Source organism: Halobacillus locisalis (genome assembly GCF_013694105.1).
Lineage (GTDB): Bacteria > Bacillota > Bacilli > Bacillales > Halobacillaceae > Halobacillus > Halobacillus locisalis.
Genome location: NZ_JACEFG010000001.1, coordinates 150,523 through 167,860, shown reverse-complemented (window position 1 = coordinate 167,860; position 17,338 = coordinate 150,523). Strand labels below are relative to the sequence as shown.

The window sequence follows — 17,338 nt, the reverse complement described above, 5'->3', positions numbered from 1 at the left end:
TTTTGAGCTTTTCTGTTATAACGTAGCAAATACATTTTCCGCTGCTTGAATCGTCTTCTCAATATCCTCATCACTATGCTTCACAGATAAGAACAGCCCTTCAAATTGTGAAGGCGGGAGATAGATCCCCTCTTCGATCATACCTTGGAAATAGCGCGTGAACATCTCTAAATCAGAACCGTTAGCCGTCTCGAAGTTCGTTACCGGCTCGTTCGTGAAGAAGAAACCGACCATGGAACCAGCACGGTTCGCTGTTAATGGAATATTGTGCTTCTCAGCAGCCGCCATAAACCCTTCAATCAAGCGGTCCACTTTTATATTAATCGATGCATATGCCTCTTCATCCATGGCCGTGATGGTCTCGAGTCCAGCTGTCATTGCAAGAGGGTTCCCGGATAAAGTTCCAGCTTGATAAATATCTCCTACAGGCGCGACACGTTCCATGATTTCACGCTTACCACCATAAGCTCCTACAGGAAGTCCACCACCAATGACTTTACCGAGACACGTCATATCCGGCGTCACACCAAAGTGACCTTGAGCACTATGGTAACCGACACGGAAACCGGTCATCACTTCGTCGAAAATGAGCACGGTGCCGTTATCTTCAGTTAACTTTCTAAGATCTTGAAGGAAACCTTCATTTGGAGGGACAACACCCATGTTACCGGAAACCGGCTCCATGATGACGGCAGCTAAGTCATCACCATATTGTTCAAATACATATTTAACGCTCTCTATATCATTATAAGGGACCGTAATCGTGTTTTGAGCAATAGATTCAGGTACACCTGGAGAATCAGGCAGACCTAATGTAGCGACGCCTGAGCCTGCTTTAATGAGCAACGAATCGCCATGCCCATGATAGTTTCCTTCAAACTTCAGAATCTTATCACGACCTGTATAGCCTCGCGCAACACGCAGGGCACTCATGGTTGCTTCTGTACCTGAGTTGACCATTCGAACCATTTCAATGGATGGTACACGATCGATGACAAGCTCAGCCAAGTCGTTCTCAATCGTCGTAGGCGTACCGAAGCTTGTCCCAAGTTCAGTCACGCTTTTCAATGACTCGACCACTTTTTCATCCGCATGACCTAGAATGAGAGGTCCATAGCTCAGGACGTAATCGATATATTCATTTCCATCAATGTCATACAGTTTGGAACCTTTTCCTTTTTCCATGAAAATCGGATCCATTTGAACCGACTTGAAGGCACGAACTGGCGAGTTCACTCCACCAGGCATGACGTCTACAGCTTTTTGATAGGCTGTTGTTGAACGTTCGAAGTTTCTCATCTTATACACCCTTCCTTATTGATCTAAATAGTTGGCCGCGTCTTTTGCAAAATACGTAATGATCAAGTCTGCTCCTGCTCGTTTCATGGATGTCAGTTTCTCCATGACAATCTCTTGTTCATTCACCCAGCCGTTCTGCGCTGCCGCTTTAATCATGGAATATTCGCCACTCACGTTATAAGCGACAAGCGGTAAATTATAGCGATCCTTCACCTCACGCATGACATCAAGGTAAGCGAGCGCTGGTTTGACGATCAAGAAGTCCGCTCCTTCGTCCACATCAGACTGAGCCTCACGAATCGCTTCTAAACGATTGGATGGATCCATTTGATAAGCACGACGATCGCCGAATTGCGGAGAACTGTGGGCAGCATCACGGAAAGGACCATAAAACGCAGACGCGTATTTGACGGCATAGGACATCACAGGGATGTTACTGAAACCAGCTTCGTCCAGACCTTTACGGATAGCGGCTACGAAACCATCCATCATATTAGACGGAGCAATGATGTCTGCTCCCGCCTCTGCTTGTGTGACGGCGGTTTGTGTTAAGTAGTTCAACGATTCATCGTTGTCGATATCACCATCACGTACAATGCCACAATGGCCGTGGTCTGTATACTGACATAAGCAAGTATCGGCGATTACGGTCAAAGAAGGATTCTCTTCTTTGATCTGGCGAATGGCCCGTTGAACAATCCCTTCCTGATGATAGGCTTGGCTGCCGACTTCATCCTTTTCACTAGGAACTCCGAATACGATGACGGAGCGAATGCCCAAATTCACCAATTCATTCATCTCTTCTGTTAAGTAATCCAAGGAAACTTGGTGAACCCCTGGCATAGAAGCCACTTCGTTTTTCACTTGCTCGCCTTCTACAACGAAAATGGGGTAAATGAGATCGTCTTTACGCAAGTGGGTCTCTCTAACTAGCGCCCTCATAGAGTCCGTGCGACGAAGCCTGCGGTGGCGCTTGAATTGTAAATCTGACATACTATCGTTCCCCTTTTCATCTAAAATACTCTGTCATTTGTTTCATCATGTCGTCAATTGTGTATTGATCAGGCATAAAAACAGATGTGAACCCTTCCTTATCTGCTTGTTCAGCTGTTGTAGGTCCAATACAGAAACAAGGGAGCTCATATGCTTTTCCCTTGTCGATCATAGCCTTAAACGCTAGAACCGTTGAAGGACTCGTAAACGTTAAGGCATCTAGCTGGTTTTCATTGATATATTCTACGAGTTTGTTTCTGTTTTCCTTTAGTAGTAGCGTATCATAAGCCGTTACCGTTTGGAAAAAGACACGCTGTTCTTGAAAGACCTTCAGCAACACATCCCGAGAACGGCTGCCCCGTATGTACAAGATCTTTTCACTTTTCGGAAAATGCTTAAAGAATTCCGGCCCCATTACAGATGCCTTGAAAGAAGATGGGATAAAGCCTGCTTCATATCCATAGTCATGAAGGGCATGGTTCGTTTTCTTGCCGATCACAGCAAATCGCACATGATCCGGAACAGCAACTCCCCATTGTTTCAACAAAGCGAAAAAAAACTTCACACCATTAGAGCTCGTTAAGAAAACCCATGAATAGTCGTGAAGTTGCCGAAGGACCTCTTGATTTTCCCAAGAGTCATTCAATTGAAAAGCGATCAGAGGGGTATGAATCGCTTCCCCTCCGTGATCTTCAATCGCTTTTATAAGCGAACCCGCCTGAGACTTTCCTCTTGTTACGAGAAAACGTCTCCCCTCAAAGGGTTGCATTACTGATCGTACTCCTCTTTTGCCTTGTCGACAATCTCTTGTGCACCTTGGGCTTTCAGACGATCGGCTACTTCTTTACCCACCTCTAAAGGATCCGTTCCGGTAGCCGTTTCCTGCAATATCGTCGTTCCGTCAGGGTTTCCCACGAGTCCTGTCAGAACCAGTTCATCCCCTTTTCGATACGCATAACCGCCAATCGGTACTTGGCAGCCTCCGTTCAGGTCATGAAGGAACTTACGCTCAGCTTTAACGGTTGCTTCTGTATATTCATGATTCAGTTTCATTAAGAAACCACGAAGTTCGGAGTCGTTTTCTCTGCATTGAATCGCTAGTGCTCCTTGCCCAACGGCAGGCACACAGACGTCTGGCTCTAGATATTCTGTCACGACGTCATCGTCCCAACCCATACGCTTCAAACCTGCAGCCGCTAAAACAATCGCATCATAGTTCTCTTCTTTCAGCTTCCTTAGACGCGTGTCAATATTGCCTCGTATCCACTGGATCTCAACATCAGGACGAACCGCCTTGATTTGAGCGCTACGACGCAAGCTGCTTGTTCCGACAACGGCCCCTTCTGGTAAATCCTTGAGAGCAACATGGTCATTCGACACGAATGCATCTCTATGGTCTTCTCGAATCGGAATGGAAGCGACCGTCAGTCCATCGGCCACGACAGCTGGCATATCTTTCATGCTGTGAACAGCCATGTCTATTTCACCATCATACATCGCTTGTTCAATCTCTTTGATGAACAGGCCTTTTCCTCCAACCTTGGACAAGGTCACATCCAGAATGCGATCTCCTTTTGTCGAAATTCTTTTGATTTCGAACTCATAGGAAGGATCGATATTCTTCAACTGCTCGATCACCCATTCTGTTTGTGTGATAGCTAAGTTACTTTTTCTGGAACCAATGACGATTTTTCTCACACTTCTTCCTCCTCAACAACTAAAAATGAAAGTTAGATAATGAACCAAATAAAAAGAAATTGATCAATAAAAATAAAAACGCAGCGCTATTAAAAATGGAAATCGCTCGTCCTTGGTATCCTTTGATCACCCGTAACACTAAATAAACGACATAAACGAGTAACACAAGAAAAGATCCAAGCGTTTTAGAATCATACCAGTAAAAGGTATCCGGGGATACATACCCCCAGGTCACTCCCAAGATAATGGCGATCAATAAGAGAGGGACCCCTAGAATGACGGCAACGTAAGAGGAATGATCCAGCTTCGTTAAATCACCGAGACGAAAAAGCTTGGCGTTCCACTTCTTTTGTTTCAACATTCGATATTGTAACAGATACATAATTGAAAAAATAAATGATAAGGTAAAGAAGCCATAAGAAAGAATCGCTAAACTGATATGCACGACAAGCATTTCATTAACTAATTCGACCCCTTGATCTTTCAAGTCATTCTGTGCCCGTGTGGAAATGTGTATCAACATCACTAGAAAACCAACAACGTTTGTAAAGAAAACGAGAAAATCGACTCGAAATAACCGATTAATGATCAAAGAAAAAGTAACCAGAATCCATGTATAAAAATAAAGGCCATCATAGACTGTCATAATTGGTAAATTGTCTTTAACGAGTACTTGAGTCAATAAAAAAAAGGTTTGTAAAACCCAAACCATACTAAGTAACCAGAAGGCTATACGGTTAGCCTTCCGGTTCGTCTGTACAAAGTCAATAAAGTATCCAATTAGACTGAGTCCATAAAGCAATAGAATGAGTTCATACACCCATTTAAAATCTAACATATGGACATCCATCCTTAGGAGTTAACAATAGGGGCGATGACAGAGAAAGGCGTAGGCTCTTCACTCTCTTCTTCCCCCGATTTTTCGTTCTTCTTCTCCTGCTTCTTTATCTCGTCCTCCACTTGCTCTTCAATGCCGAAGATTTGAGTGAATAACTGAAGCGTTTCATCCGAATCAGGCTGAGCGGCCAGTTCTTTGGCTTGAAGAATCGGATCTTTCAACATTTGATTGATGATGCTCTTCGTATGCTTACTAATGACTTTCTTCTCACGATCGGTCATTTCAGGCATTTTACGCTCAATACTCTTCATCGTTTCGGCTTGAATAGACAACGCCTTAGTACGAAGAGCTGAGATGACAGGAACGACTCCGATCGTTTGCAACCACTCTTTGAACTCCACGATTTCCGCTTCCATCATCAATTCGATTTGCTCAGCGGCTTGTTTACGCATTTCCAAGTTCGCATCTACAATACCTTGTAAATCATCGATGTCGTAAAGGAAAACGCTCTCTAAACTTTCCATTGCCGGATCCAAATCCCTCGGAACAGCAATGTCTACAAAGAATAGAGGCTTGCCTTTTCTCTTCTTATGAATCGGCTCCATACGATCACGTGTGATGACATAATCCGTGGCCCCCGTCGAACTGATGACAATATCAGCGTCAGAAAGTACGGCATCCAAATCCTCCATCGTATGTGCATGTCCATTAAATTGGTCCGCAACAACTTGAGCTTTAGACAACGTCCGGTTTACAACAGATACTTGTTTGACTCCTGATCCATGTAAATTCTTCGCTGCAAGCTCTCCCATTTTTCCAGCGCCTAGAATAACGATGTGTTTATGAACAAGATCACCGAAGATCTTACGAGCTAGTTCAACAGCTGCATAGCTGACAGAAACGGCGTTCTCTCCTATTTCTGTTTCTTTATGAGCCTTTTTCGCCATGGTAATCGACTGCTTGAACAATTGATTGAAAATCGTACCCGTCGTATTGGCTTCTTGTGCTCTTAAGAAAGCTTGTTTCATTTGTCCTAGTATTTGCGTTTCCCCTAGAACCATGGAATCGAGGCCAGCCGTCACTCGTAACAAGTGTTCAATCGCACCGTCTGTTTCATAAATCGAAAGGAAAGAAGAGAACTCCTCTTTCTCGACGTTAAACCAATCCGCTAAAAATTGCTTAATATAGTAACGTCCAGTATGCAGTTGGTCGACAACAGCATAAATTTCCGTACGATTGCATGTAGAAATAATCACATTTTCAAGAACACTTTTGCGTCCATTCAGTTCGATCATCGCTTCTTGTAAGTGATCCTCTGAAAATGTGAGCTTTTCCCGAATTTCCACAGGGGCTGTTTTATAGTTTAAACCGACAGCTAAAATGTGCATTACATCTACCCCCATTAAACGTTCCATACTGATTTCATATCTACTAGTATAACATGTATCCGCTAAAATTTTTTTGAAAAAATATGAACAGATTTTGAACCTGTTGTGATAGGATGAAGTTACATTGTATAGAAAATTATAACTATTTATTTAGAACAACTATAATTTATAATCCGATTGTAATATACCAGAACCTGAGCACTTTCGCAAGGATACGGCACTTCTATACCATGGTTAAAGGACGTGATTTTGTTGAAAAAACAAAACTCATTGATGGGGTATTTACTAATTGGCTTCGGAGCCTACTTTCTTTTACGCCAATTAAACCTCCCTGAACTGAGCCCTTATTACTCGTGGCCCACTCTTCTCGTAATTGTGGGTGTCGCGTTGTTATTACATAGTTACATGGCTAATGAATATTCCAATATATTTACGGGAGCTCTCCTGTTAGGTTTCGGCATTCATTTCCACGCCATCCATCAGTTCCCTTTTTGGAGGGACCACTGGGGTATTTATGTACTGATCATCGGAATCGCTTTTCTTCTGAGGTATCAAAAAGTGAAATCCGGATTGGTGCCTGCACTGATTTTTATCGGAATTGGAGCTTTTGCTTTATTCACTCCAACGACTCCTGGCTGGTTTAATTGGATTCAAGACATCGTGTTGCTTATCAAACGATTTTGGCCCCTTGCTCTGATCGGGTTCGGTGTGTATCTATTATCGCGAAAATCGTAAACCTTATTTGATATGTTACCCATCCTAGATATTCTAAACCATCTCTTCAGAGTCATGGAATCACCTTAATTGTATATCGTTTGTAGAAAAAAAGACGATGAACCAAAATTCATCGTCTTTTTCATTATAAGATTGAACTCAAGAAGGCTTGGGTCCTTTCCTCTTGTGGATTTTCAAACATATCCTTCGGCGCGCCAGTTTCAACGATTTTCCCATCATGCATGTACACAACACGATCCGCCACTTCCCTGGCAAAACCCATTTCGTGAGTGACGACGACCATGGTCATCCCCTCTTTGGCAAGGTCCTTCATGGTTTGCAACACTTCTCCTACAAGCTCCGGGTCGAGGGCTGAAGTTGGCTCATCAAACAACATGATTTCAGGCTTCATGGCTAGAGCACGCGCTATCGCTACACGCTGCTTTTGACCACCTGACAGACGAGACGGATAGTCATCGGCTTTATCCTCAAGCCCTACCTTCTCCAGCAATGCTTTCCCTTCTTTTCTTGCATCCGCTTTGGAGGTTTTCTTCACTTGAGTAGGAGCTTCCATTACATTCTCAAGGACGGTTTTATGTGGGAAAAGATTAAAGTGTTGAAACACCATTCCGACTTGTTGACGCACCTTGTTCAGATCGTTCTTCCTTGGGTCGACCTCTTCCCCCTTCAGAAGAATCTCTCCGCTATTTTTCATCTCTAAGAAGTTCAAGCAACGGAGCATCGTACTCTTACCAGACCCACTGGCCCCGATCAAACAAACCACTTCACTCTCCTCAACATTGAAATCTATATCTTTGAGCACATGTAAGTCTCCGAAATATTTGTTAAGCTTATGCACTTCAATCATATTCTTTCTCAATCCAAACGTCCCCTTCCATTAATCACTAACAGACAATTTCTTCTCTACTAAACCTACAACAAGTGTAAGGATGAAGACAAGAATTAAGTAGTAGACCGCACAAACAAGGAGCCATGTCATATAATCAAATGTATTTGCCCCTCTTGTCGTGGCAAGCGCAAAGATTTCCTGGACGCCTATAAAAGCAGCCAAAGATGAATCTTTCAACCCGATGATAAATTGATTACCGAGTGGTGGTAAGGCACGACGGAAAGCTTGGGGTAAAATGATCCGCCTCATTGTTAAAGACTGACTCATACCTAATGAGCGTCCAGCCTCCGATTGGCCTTTCCCGATAGACTGGATGGAGCCTCGGAATATTTCAGCAATGTACGCACCATTGTGGAAAGCTAAACCTAGCGCAACGGACCAGAATCCACTAATCATCCAAATACTAGTCAGTCCGTAGAAAAACACGAAGATTTGTACAATAAGAGGTGTTCCGCGAACGACGTATATATAAGCATTCGCAAGCCATTCGAGTGGCTTAATGTTGGAGATTTTAAGAAGAGCAAAAAACAATCCGATAAACAAAGCAATGAATATAGACACTGCCGTTAGTGCCAATGTTACTTGTGCCGCTTCGAAAAATATACCGCGGCTGTTGATTAGTGCTTCAAAAAAGCCTGACCAAAAGGATACAAAACCTAAATACAACTCGATCAACTCCTCATCCATTTAAAAAACGCTTCATCTTTTTGATGCTATGCACTTGATCTTATACCTAAAATCTACATAATTACCTTATTGCTCGTTCGCTAATGAGAGGACTAAAAAGAGCACGCATGTGCGCACTCTTTTTTCCTCTGGCATTCACAGATGCTTATTCAGGTACTGTTGTGATATCGTCACCGAAGTATTCATTACTGATTTCTGCGAGTGTTCCATCTTCACGCAATGTTTCTAAGGCAGCATTGATATCCTCTAGCAATTTCTCATTCCCTTTGGCTACAGCAATCGCCTGCTCACTTCGTTCGATCATATCTTTCGCTTCAATTTCCAAGTCTTGTTGCATCGCTTCTTTTCCTGTCAAGAAGTCTGTAATCACGGCATCATGACGCCCTTTAGACAAGGATTGTAATGCGACAACATCACTATCATAAGTCTTAATGTTATCAGTCACTTCTTCAGCAAACGTACTGTACGTAGACCCTTTAGAAACAGCGATTTCCATACCTTCCAGGTCACCTAAACTTTCAATATCACTATCTGGTCTTGTGAATACTTGTGCACCTGAATAGTAGTATGGTGTTGAAAAATCGACCTGCTCGGCACGCTCATCTGTAATCGTATGACTCGCAACCGCTGCATCAAATCGACCTGTCTTCACTCCTTCTACGATAGAAGCGAATTTCTGTTTCTGTTGATTTGCTTCAAGTCCAAGTTCCTCAGCGACTGCTTGAGCAACGTCGATATCAAATCCAGTCATTTCACCACTTGCGCTCGTCATACTAAAGGGACGAAATTCTCCGGAGGCAGCGTATGTGAACATCCCGTCTTCCACTAGGTCATACTCAGAACTAGTCTCGCCTTCCTCTCCGGAAGTGCCTTCATCTGCACCCTCTTCGCCACTCTCACTACTACCACAAGCAGCCAAAGCAACCATCATGATCAACCCAAGTGTCATCATAAATAACCATTTCTTCATATGCTCCAAATCCTCCCCTTCATCGTAAAGCATTAATTTTCGAATTATTGCGACACCTTTCATTATACCTCGATTTCTAACTTTTCCCAAAAAGTACAAATCTTGATTTTAGCTTAAATAGATATTTCAACAAGTCCCTCACCCAAAAAATGGGCATAATGCTTACATTTACTGTGAAATGCTTATAAAATTTACAATACTGACTGGCAAACTATGAAAAAAAGCCACTTCTATTATAGAAGTGGCTTTTGTTTATAGCTGAAGATGAGAAAGCATGGTTTTCCATGCGACGTCTTTCCCTTCTCCTGTTTCAGAAGAAAAAGGAATCAGTGCGTCTTCATCTTCGATCTCTAACGTTTCGCGGACCAACTTTAATTGCTTGGCTCGTTGGCCTTTTTTGATTTTATCGAGTTTTGTAGCAATGACCATAACCGGTACATCAAAATGCTTTAAATAATCGTACATGACCCTGTCGTCTTCCGACGGCTTATGCCGAACGTCAATGATGAGAGCAGTCGCACGCAACTGCTCTCTTTCAGCAAAGTACTCCTCCATCATCTTGCCCCATTTAGCCCGTTCTGTTTTGGACACTTTAGCGTATCCATACCCAGGGACATCAACGAAATGGAATAGATCATTGATGATGTAAAAATTCAACGTTTGTGTCTTCCCTGGTTTGGAAGATGTTCTGGCTAGGTTCTTCCGCTGAATCATTTTATTAATAAATGACGATTTACCGACATTGGAACGTCCAGCTAAGGCAATTTCTGGAATAGGCGCTTTAGGATACTGCTTTTGACTGGCTGCACTGATGACGATATCTGCTGAATTAACCTTCATGAATTTCCTCCGCTAATGCTTGATCCAATACCTCATCCAAGTGCTTAACTGGAACAAACGTCAATCCTTTTTTCACACTGTCTGGAATATCTTCCAAGTCTTTTTCATTTTCAGCCGGAATGATGATCTTAGTCAATCCAGCTCTGTGCGCACTTAACGCTTTCTGCTTCAAACCACCGATCGGAAGCACGCGACCTCTTAGCGTGATCTCACCAGTCATCCCAACCTCTTTACGGACAGGTCGGCCGGTTAGGGCTGATACAAGGGCTGTCGCCATCGTAATACCAGCAGATGGACCATCTTTCGGAGTCGCTCCTTCAGGGACGTGGATGTGAATATCATTTTTTTCCACGAAATCGGCATCGATGTGCAACTCTTCTGCACGGGAGCGAATGTAACTGAAGGCCGCTTGAGCGGATTCCTTCATGACATCCCCTAACTTTCCTGTTAACGTCAGGTTTCCTTTACCAGGATAGATGGATACTTCAATGGATAAAGTGTCACCGCCAGCTGTTGTATATGCGAGACCCGTTGCAGCACCGACTTGATCTTCAAGTTCAGCTTGTCCGTAACGGAATTTCGGTCTGCCAAGGAGTTCTTCTAACTGTTTCTCCGTGACCACGACGCGCTGTTTATCTCCTGCAACCAATATCTTAGCTGCTTTACGACAAACGCTCGCTAACTCGCGCTCTAACCCACGTACACCTGCCTCACGCGTGTAGCGACGTATCAGCTTCAGCATAGCATCTTCCCTGATCTGGATCTGACTTTTCTCAAGTCCATTTTCCTTCACTTGTTTCGGGAGCAAATGTTCTTTAGCTATGTGCAGTTTCTCTACTTCTGTATATCCAGCGATCGTGATGACTTCCATACGGTCGCGCAAAGGACCCGGGATGGACGCCATCGTATTCGCCGTTGCGACGAACATGACCTTAGATAAATCATACGTCTCTTCAATAAAATGATCACTGAACGAGCTGTTCTGTTCAGGGTCTAATACTTCTAACATAGCTGAAGAAGGGTCTCCTCTAAAGTCACTTGCCATTTTATCAATTTCATCTAAAAGGAAAACCGGGTTGACCGTTTCCGCCCGTTTCATTCCTTGAATGATACGTCCTGGCATAGCTCCGATATACGTACGACGGTGTCCACGAATTTCGGCTTCATCACGCACGCCCCCTAGTGAAATCCGGACAAACTTTCGGTTGATGGCACGAGCAATAGACTTCGCAAGCGAAGTTTTCCCGACACCTGGAGGGCCGACTAAACATAGGATCGGTCCTTTAATCGTTTGAGTAAGTTTTTGAACAGCAATGTACTCGAGTACACGCTCTTTCACTTTCTCTAAACCATAATGGTCCTCATCTAAAATCCTTTCCGCATTAAGGACGTCCAGGTTGTCTTCTGTTTCTGCCTGCCAAGGGAGAGACACTAACCATTCAATATAATTCCGAATGACAGAACTTTCAGCGGAGCTTTGAGGAACTTTCTCATAGCGCCCCAATTCCTTATAAGCGATTTTTTCGATACGCTCAGGCATCTGAGCTTCTTCGATTTTCTCTTTCAGTTGGGCGACTTCTCCCGTTTTACCATCTTTATCACCCAATTCACTCTGAATGGCTTTCATTTGCTCTCGTAAGTAGTATTCTTTTTGGGTTTTTTCCATGGACTTTTTCACGCGCTGCCCGATTTTTTGTTCAATTTGCAGGACTTCTCGTTCGTTGCCGATCAGTTCAATAAGCTTCTGGATACGTTTCTTCACATTCCCTGTCTCGAGAATCTTTTGCTTATCTTTTAATTTAATGGGCAAATGAGACGTAACCATATCCGCTAAATTACTCGGTTCATCGATGTCAGAAACCGTATTGAACGTTTCCTGACTGACTTTCTTCGAGACTTTGACATACTGTTCGAATTGATTGATCAACGTACGCATCAAAGCTTCTTCTTCATTTTTGTCCTCATGTTCGTCTTCTAATTTCAAAATATTCGCTTTGTAAAAGTCGTCACTTTCATTCAGCTCTTCAACGCTTGCACGGTATAATCCTTCAACTAGTACGCGGTTGGTACCGTTTGGCAGTTTCACCATCTGTTTGACCCGAGCAACCGTTCCTACGCTGTACATATCTTCAGAAGTGGGTTCATCAATGTTCACTTCTCTTTGAGATAGTAGGAAGATTTCATTGTCGTCCATCATTGCCTGTTCAAGTGCTTGAACAGATTTTTCACGCCCCACATCTAAGTGAAGTACCATAGATGGATACACCAACAATCCTCTGAGGGGAAGGAGGGGGATTTGAGTTCGTTGTTTTTCAGTCATTACTAGCACCTCCGTATATGCCAATTCGTATTCTAATCATATATAAAACTTAATGGAAAGTAAACGCAAGGATACCGATGTATGGAAACACGGAAACCCCCTCACACATATGCGCAAGGGGCCTTTCATTCGCTATTCCTATTATGAGCCATGGGCATCACTTTCATCCGATGATAAAAGGACCAGACATCATTAATACAATTGAAGCCGCGCTACGATTCCTTGTAGCGCGGCTTCTTGTAAAAAGATGAATGCCTAAAGCGAGTTATGCACTTTCTTTAGGTGTCTCTTTATTTTGGTCCTCGACTGTACCATCCGTCAGAATTAATTTAGGACGGCCATTATCCGCGTTCACTGTCTCTTGAGTGATGATACACTTCTCAATATCATCTCTAGAAGGAAGCTCATACATCACATCAAGCATGATCCCTTCAATGATGGATCTGAGCCCACGTGCACCTGTTTTACGTTCGATGGCAAGACGAGCGATTTCACGCAAAGCGTCTTCTTCCATCTCAAGCTCTACATGATCAATTTGGAAGAGCTTTTGGTACTGCTTGACTAACGCATTCTTAGGTTTCGTCAAGATTTCCACAAGTGCTTCCTCATCTAGCTGCTCTAAACTTCCGATAACCGGAAGACGACCGATGAATTCAGGAATCAATCCATAGCTCAACAAGTCTTCAGGAAGTACACGAGTAAGCAACTCTTTCTTTTCTTCTTCACTAGAACCCTGTTCAGAGCCAAAGCCGATGACTTTCTTACCTAGACGGCGTTTAATGATTTGATCGATTCCGTCAAAGGCACCACCAACGATAAAGAGTACATTGGTTGTATCGATTTGGATGAATTCTTGATGAGGATGCTTACGTCCACCTTGTGGAGGAACACTCGCTTGCGTACCTTCGAGAATTTTAAGCAACGCTTGTTGTACACCTTCACCTGATACATCACGCGTGATGGAAGGGTTTTCTGATTTACGTGCCACTTTATCAATTTCGTCGATGTAGATGATGCCTTTTTCAGCTTTTTCTACATCGTAATCAGCTGCTTGAATCAGTTTAAGAAGAATGTTCTCAACATCTTCCCCAACGTAACCCGCTTCTGTTAGAGATGTAGCATCCGCAATAGCAAATGGTACATTCAAGATGCGTGCTAGCGTTTGAGCAAGTAGAGTTTTACCGCTACCCGTCGGCCCAAGCATCAAGATGTTACTTTTCGCCAGTTCTACATCGTCATTCTTTACACCAGCATTGATACGCTTGTAATGGTTATAGACAGCTACAGAAAGATTTTTCTTCGCTTGGTCTTGACCGATAACGTAATCGCTCAGAATTTCACGAATTTCCTGAGGTTTCGGAACCTCTTTGAATTCCACTTCTTCTTCGTTCCCTAGTTCTTCTTCTACAATTTCAGTACATAATTCAATACACTCATCACAAATATATACGCCAGGCCCTGCGACAAGTTTGCGAACTTGATCCTGACTTTTACCGCAGAAAGAACATTTAAGCTGTCCTTTTTCATCGTTGAACTTAAACATATAATTCACCCCTTAATAAAATGACGCAATAGATGCGACTGAAGTTTAAAGATTGGACTAAACGATTCAGTTTCTTTTGCCCATCATATCAAATAAACTCCAAACAAAAAAGCAATACCTATTATAGAGGTGTGCGAGCTCTTTTGCACCAACCTCATTATGTAGATATGTGATGGATAAGTCAAACAAAAGGATATCACTATTATCATATGTAAAACGAGGGAAGTATCATTCATCGTATCCAGTTCATCTTCCCGCTATACCTGATTGATTCAAAATATATGAGAAGACAAGGCGCGACGATCGCACCTTGTCTTCATGAAGCATTATTCAGCAGATTTGCTATTCGCTACTAGTACGTCAATCGCTTTACGTACTTTAAGATCTTCTTTGATCATGTCTGTGTTGCCACCAAGCATTTGCGTCAACTGAGTGACGTCTGTTTGGTACATAGAAGCCATGTTCTCAAGCTCAGCGTTAACGTCTTCTTCTGTAGCTTCAACGCTTTCCGCTTCAGCAATCGCTTCAAGAGTCAAGTTCGTTTTCACGCGCTTCGCAGCATCTTCACTCATTTGTTCACGTAGTGCATCTTCATCTTGACCAGTGAACTGGAAATACATGTCTTTTGTCATGCCTTGCATTTGCAAGCGCTGTTCGAATTCTTGAACCATACGATCAAGTTCTGTATTAACCATGGATTGTGGAACTTCAACTGTTGCGTTGTCTGAAGCTTTGTTTACAAGGATGTCACGCTTATGGTTGTCTGCATCTGTCTTCTTCTGCTCTTCTAGACGCTCACGCGTTTTCTTCGTCAACTCATCTAGAGATTCAACCTCTTCGTCAACATCTTTTGCGAATTCATCGTCAAGTTCAGGAAGTTCTTTCCCTTTTACTTCGTGAAGCTTCACTTTGAACGTAGCTTCTTGACCTGCAAGGTCTTCTGCGTGGTATTCTTCTGGGAATGTCACGACTACGTCTGCTTCTTCTCCAGCTTTCTTACCAACAAGTTGCTCTTCGAAGCCTGGAATGAATGAACCAGAACCAACTTCTAGAGAGTAGTTGTCCGCTTGTCCACCTTCAAATGCTTCACCATCAACAAAGCCTTCGAAGTCCATAACGACTGTGTCGCCATTTTCCACTTCAGCGTCTTCTTTGACGACAAGCTCTGCTTGTTTTTCTTGCATTTGTTTTAGTTCGTTCTGCACGTCTTCTTCTGTTACTTCTGTGCTAAGCTCTTCTACTTCAAGGCCTTTGTATTCGCCAAGTTGTACTTCAGGCTTAACCGTAACTTCAGCAGTGAAAACGACACCTTCGCCTTTTTCAATTTGCTTCACGTCAACTTCTGGCTGATCAACAGGCTCGATTCCTGTTTCTTCAACTGCTTCCGTGTACGCTTTTGGAAGAACGATATCGATTGCGTCCTGGTAAAGAGATTCTACACCGAAACGCTGTTCGAATAGTTTACGAGGTACTTTCCCTTTACGGAATCCAGGTACCTGAACCTGTTTAACTACTTTTTGGAAGGCTTGGTCAAGTGCGTTGTCGAACTCACTTGCGGATACTTCAACTGTTAACGTACCCTGGTTACCTTCGTGTTTTTCCCATTTTGCTGACATAAAAAATTCCCTCCAACATCTATTCATTCAATTTCGTCACAATGACGATTTTCCTGTTGATTCTATGACTCTTTATACATACGAATCTCTTTTGCAACCACTATATTATAACATAAACCTATGTGCTTTCAAGATATGTAAGGCTGAGCAGTCATTTTTTCAAAATTCCTTACGATTCACCAACGATAATTGTGTAATGTTGTTCGCATAATTCGATCTCTTCTTTATACTTTTCAACCCCGTCTATAGTGACGTCAGGCTCATATGATAGCTGCAAATAACCGTACCCTAATTGCTTCAACGCTTCCACAATACGAGGAACTTCCTGTTCATCAGGGAAGATTGGGTACCGGACATAACAAAAGCTATGGAGCATATGATTGACCATGTCATACATAGTAGGATTGCTCTGCTCCATATCCCCGAGGCGCATTTGGATCTGCTTGATCATATAATCAGACTGAAATTGATTAAGTTCGCTCGGTATAATCTCAATAGATTGACCGAACTTCACGACCCTCACCTTTTCACTCACCTTACTATCTCTGAACCATTCAATCATAGACGTCTTGATAATGGGATGCACCGTCTCATCAATTGGTAAGTCACGGAAAGAATCCATATAATACTCCACTGATTGTTTCTTCAATTGTTCAAGCGAACGCCACTGCCTATGTAAATCGTTTTGTTCGAGCGCTTCAAAGAAATCAGACTGCAACTTTTTCCCATGTTCTTCATGATAATCTTCCAGTAATTTGCGGCTGACTTCGTACATCTGCCAAAGTTGTGTGCGGCTTTGATGTGGAATATCTTCAGATTCGAATACTTCATCAAGCAAGTCGACGATCTCACGATACCTATTCCGTTGAAACAAAATCGTTATGTACATATGTAAATAATGATAATAGTTTTCGTCCAAGCTGACTTTCATTTGCTGCCGGCACAGATCTTCCGCCTCTTCAAACTCACCTATTTCAATCCAACTCATCAATAAGCCTGTAATCACGTCATCATTCGCTACATCGTACTCAAGCAGTGGTTGTAAAGAATCGACGGCATCTTGGAACCTTTTCTCCTTCAAAGCTTGGAGACCTGCTTTTTCAAGCCTTGCTTTCCATTTGGGAAACATCACGACATTCCCGTTTTGATTCTCCATAGAGCACCCTTCCTATTACGTTAGTTATACGCACTTTTCTCTAGTCTTTCCTTAAAGATGACGTTTCAAACCTGGATTCGTTCTTTTTTATACCACAGAAAAATGAACCTATTGAAACATCATATAGAAGTCACACCCTAAACACAACGTTTATAAAGACTTCATACGATAAAATTAGATAAAACGAAGGAAACCTATTTGGTCTAAGTTTTTCAAAAATAATAAATTTTTTGACTCCATTCTACAGATTCAGGACTTTTTCCTCATGCCAAGTTGTGCGAATCTGTTAAAATAAGTCAATGTGCAGAAACTTGAATGCCATATGACTATGAAAGAATGACCCGATAATTAACATTTATAAGGAGA

15 protein-coding genes are annotated in these 17,338 nt (G+C 42.7%); 1 reads left to right on the top strand and 14 read right to left on the bottom strand.

Annotation, left to right across the window (positions count from 1 at the left end; genetic code table 11):
- Positions 1–15: 15 nt before the first annotated feature.
- Genes hemL through hemA form a run of 6 tightly spaced genes read right to left on the bottom strand, consistent with a single transcriptional unit; the run spans position 16 to position 6,216 of the window.
- The gene (gene hemL / locus H0266_RS00800) at positions 16–1,299 is read right to left on the bottom strand and encodes a glutamate-1-semialdehyde 2,1-aminomutase (RefSeq protein ID WP_181470494.1); all 1,284 of its coding nucleotides are present in this window, start codon (positions 1,297–1,299) and stop codon (positions 16–18) included.
- Positions 1,300–1,314: 15 nt separating this feature from the next.
- Positions 1,315–2,292, bottom strand: coding sequence for a porphobilinogen synthase (gene hemB, locus H0266_RS00795; RefSeq protein ID WP_181470493.1), 978 nt, complete (start codon positions 2,290–2,292; stop codon positions 1,315–1,317).
- A 16-nt stretch (positions 2,293–2,308) separates the two neighbouring features.
- Complete coding sequence (locus H0266_RS00790) at positions 2,309–3,061, bottom strand: uroporphyrinogen-III synthase (protein ID WP_181470492.1); 753 nt, start codon at positions 3,059–3,061, stop codon at positions 2,309–2,311.
- Positions 3,061–3,990 (bottom strand): hydroxymethylbilane synthase, encoded by a 930-nt coding sequence (gene hemC, locus H0266_RS00785; protein WP_181470491.1) that lies wholly within the window; start codon positions 3,988–3,990, stop codon positions 3,061–3,063. Before hemC ends, H0266_RS00790 begins: the two co-directional genes overlap by 1 nt.
- 19 nt (positions 3,991–4,009) lie before the next feature.
- Positions 4,010–4,828 carry a cytochrome C assembly family protein gene (locus tag H0266_RS00780; RefSeq protein WP_181470490.1) on the bottom strand — a complete coding sequence of 273 codons (819 nt, stop codon included), beginning with the start codon at positions 4,826–4,828 and terminating at the stop codon, positions 4,010–4,012.
- Positions 4,829–4,842: 14 nt separating this feature from the next.
- Complete coding sequence (gene hemA / locus H0266_RS00775) at positions 4,843–6,216, bottom strand: glutamyl-tRNA reductase (protein ID WP_181471681.1); 1,374 nt, start codon at positions 6,214–6,216, stop codon at positions 4,843–4,845.
- Between the two features lie 243 nt (positions 6,217–6,459).
- Between hemA and H0266_RS00770 the strand changes: the two genes are divergently transcribed.
- Entirely contained in the window at positions 6,460–6,951 is a 492-nt protein-coding gene (locus H0266_RS00770) for a LiaI-LiaF-like domain-containing protein (RefSeq protein WP_343063173.1), read from the top strand.
- A 124-nt stretch (positions 6,952–7,075) separates the two neighbouring features.
- On the opposite strand, the gene H0266_RS00765 is transcribed toward H0266_RS00770, so the two are convergent.
- From H0266_RS00765 to H0266_RS00730, 8 genes are all read right to left on the bottom strand, one after another.
- Positions 7,076–7,798 carry an amino acid ABC transporter ATP-binding protein gene (locus H0266_RS00765; RefSeq protein WP_181471680.1) on the bottom strand — a complete coding sequence of 241 codons (723 nt, stop codon included), beginning with the start codon at positions 7,796–7,798 and terminating at the stop codon, positions 7,076–7,078.
- A 30-nt stretch (positions 7,799–7,828) separates the two neighbouring features.
- Positions 7,829–8,527, bottom strand: a complete 699-nt coding sequence (locus H0266_RS00760) for an amino acid ABC transporter permease (protein WP_181470488.1) — start codon at positions 8,525–8,527, stop codon at positions 7,829–7,831.
- Between the two features lie 145 nt (positions 8,528–8,672).
- Entirely contained in the window at positions 8,673–9,497 is an 825-nt protein-coding gene (locus tag H0266_RS00755) for a transporter substrate-binding domain-containing protein (protein ID WP_181470487.1), read from the bottom strand.
- A gap of 252 nt (positions 9,498–9,749) precedes the next feature.
- Complete coding sequence (yihA, locus tag H0266_RS00750) at positions 9,750–10,337, bottom strand: ribosome biogenesis GTP-binding protein YihA/YsxC (protein WP_181470486.1); 588 nt, start codon at positions 10,335–10,337, stop codon at positions 9,750–9,752.
- Positions 10,327–12,657 (bottom strand): endopeptidase La, encoded by a 2,331-nt coding sequence (gene lon, locus H0266_RS00745; protein WP_181470485.1) that lies wholly within the window; start codon positions 12,655–12,657, stop codon positions 10,327–10,329. The genes yihA and lon overlap by 11 nt, the downstream gene beginning before the upstream one ends.
- A 265-nt stretch (positions 12,658–12,922) precedes the next feature.
- Positions 12,923–14,200, bottom strand: coding sequence for an ATP-dependent protease ATP-binding subunit ClpX (gene clpX / locus H0266_RS00740; protein WP_181470484.1), 1,278 nt, complete (start codon positions 14,198–14,200; stop codon positions 12,923–12,925).
- A 326-nt stretch (positions 14,201–14,526) separates the two neighbouring features.
- Positions 14,527–15,816: a trigger factor gene (gene tig / locus H0266_RS00735; protein ID WP_181470483.1), complete on the bottom strand. Its 1,290-nt coding sequence runs from the start codon at positions 15,814–15,816 to the stop codon at positions 14,527–14,529.
- 169 nt (positions 15,817–15,985) lie between these two features.
- A complete protein-coding gene (locus H0266_RS00730; protein ID WP_181470482.1) occupies positions 15,986–16,972 on the bottom strand; it encodes a tetratricopeptide repeat protein in 987 nt (328 codons plus the stop codon).
- Positions 16,973–17,338: the final 366 nt, after the last annotated feature.

What these genes read in the sequence shown, in the direction of transcription:
- hemL (WP_181470494.1), bottom strand. Translation starts at nt 1,299, where the DNA reads ATGAGAAACTTCGAACGTTCAACAACAGCCTATCAAAAAGCTGTAGAC.
- hemB (WP_181470493.1), bottom strand. Translation starts at nt 2,292, where the DNA reads ATGTCAGATTTACAATTCAAGCGCCACCGCAGGCTTCGTCGCACGGAC.
- H0266_RS00790 (WP_181470492.1), bottom strand. Translation starts at nt 3,061, where the DNA reads ATGCAACCCTTTGAGGGGAGACGTTTTCTCGTAACAAGAGGAAAGTCT.
- H0266_RS00780 (WP_181470490.1), bottom strand. Translation starts at nt 4,828, where the DNA reads ATGTTAGATTTTAAATGGGTGTATGAACTCATTCTATTGCTTTATGGA.
- hemA (WP_181471681.1), bottom strand. Translation starts at nt 6,216, where the DNA reads ATGCACATTTTAGCTGTCGGTTTAAACTATAAAACAGCCCCTGTGGAA.
- H0266_RS00765 (WP_181471680.1), bottom strand. Translation starts at nt 7,798, where the DNA reads ATGATTGAAGTGCATAAGCTTAACAAATATTTCGGAGACTTACATGTG.
- H0266_RS00760 (WP_181470488.1), bottom strand. Translation starts at nt 8,527, where the DNA reads ATGGATGAGGAGTTGATCGAGTTGTATTTAGGTTTTGTATCCTTTTGG.
- H0266_RS00755 (WP_181470487.1), bottom strand. Translation starts at nt 9,497, where the DNA reads ATGAAGAAATGGTTATTTATGATGACACTTGGGTTGATCATGATGGTT.
- yihA (WP_181470486.1), bottom strand. Translation starts at nt 10,337, where the DNA reads ATGAAGGTTAATTCAGCAGATATCGTCATCAGTGCAGCCAGTCAAAAG.
- lon (WP_181470485.1), bottom strand. Translation starts at nt 12,657, where the DNA reads ATGACTGAAAAACAACGAACTCAAATCCCCCTCCTTCCCCTCAGAGGA.
- clpX (WP_181470484.1), bottom strand. Translation starts at nt 14,200, where the DNA reads ATGTTTAAGTTCAACGATGAAAAAGGACAGCTTAAATGTTCTTTCTGC.
- tig (WP_181470483.1), bottom strand. Translation starts at nt 15,816, where the DNA reads ATGTCAGCAAAATGGGAAAAACACGAAGGTAACCAGGGTACGTTAACA.
- H0266_RS00730 (WP_181470482.1), bottom strand. Translation starts at nt 16,972, where the DNA reads ATGGAGAATCAAAACGGGAATGTCGTGATGTTTCCCAAATGGAAAGCA.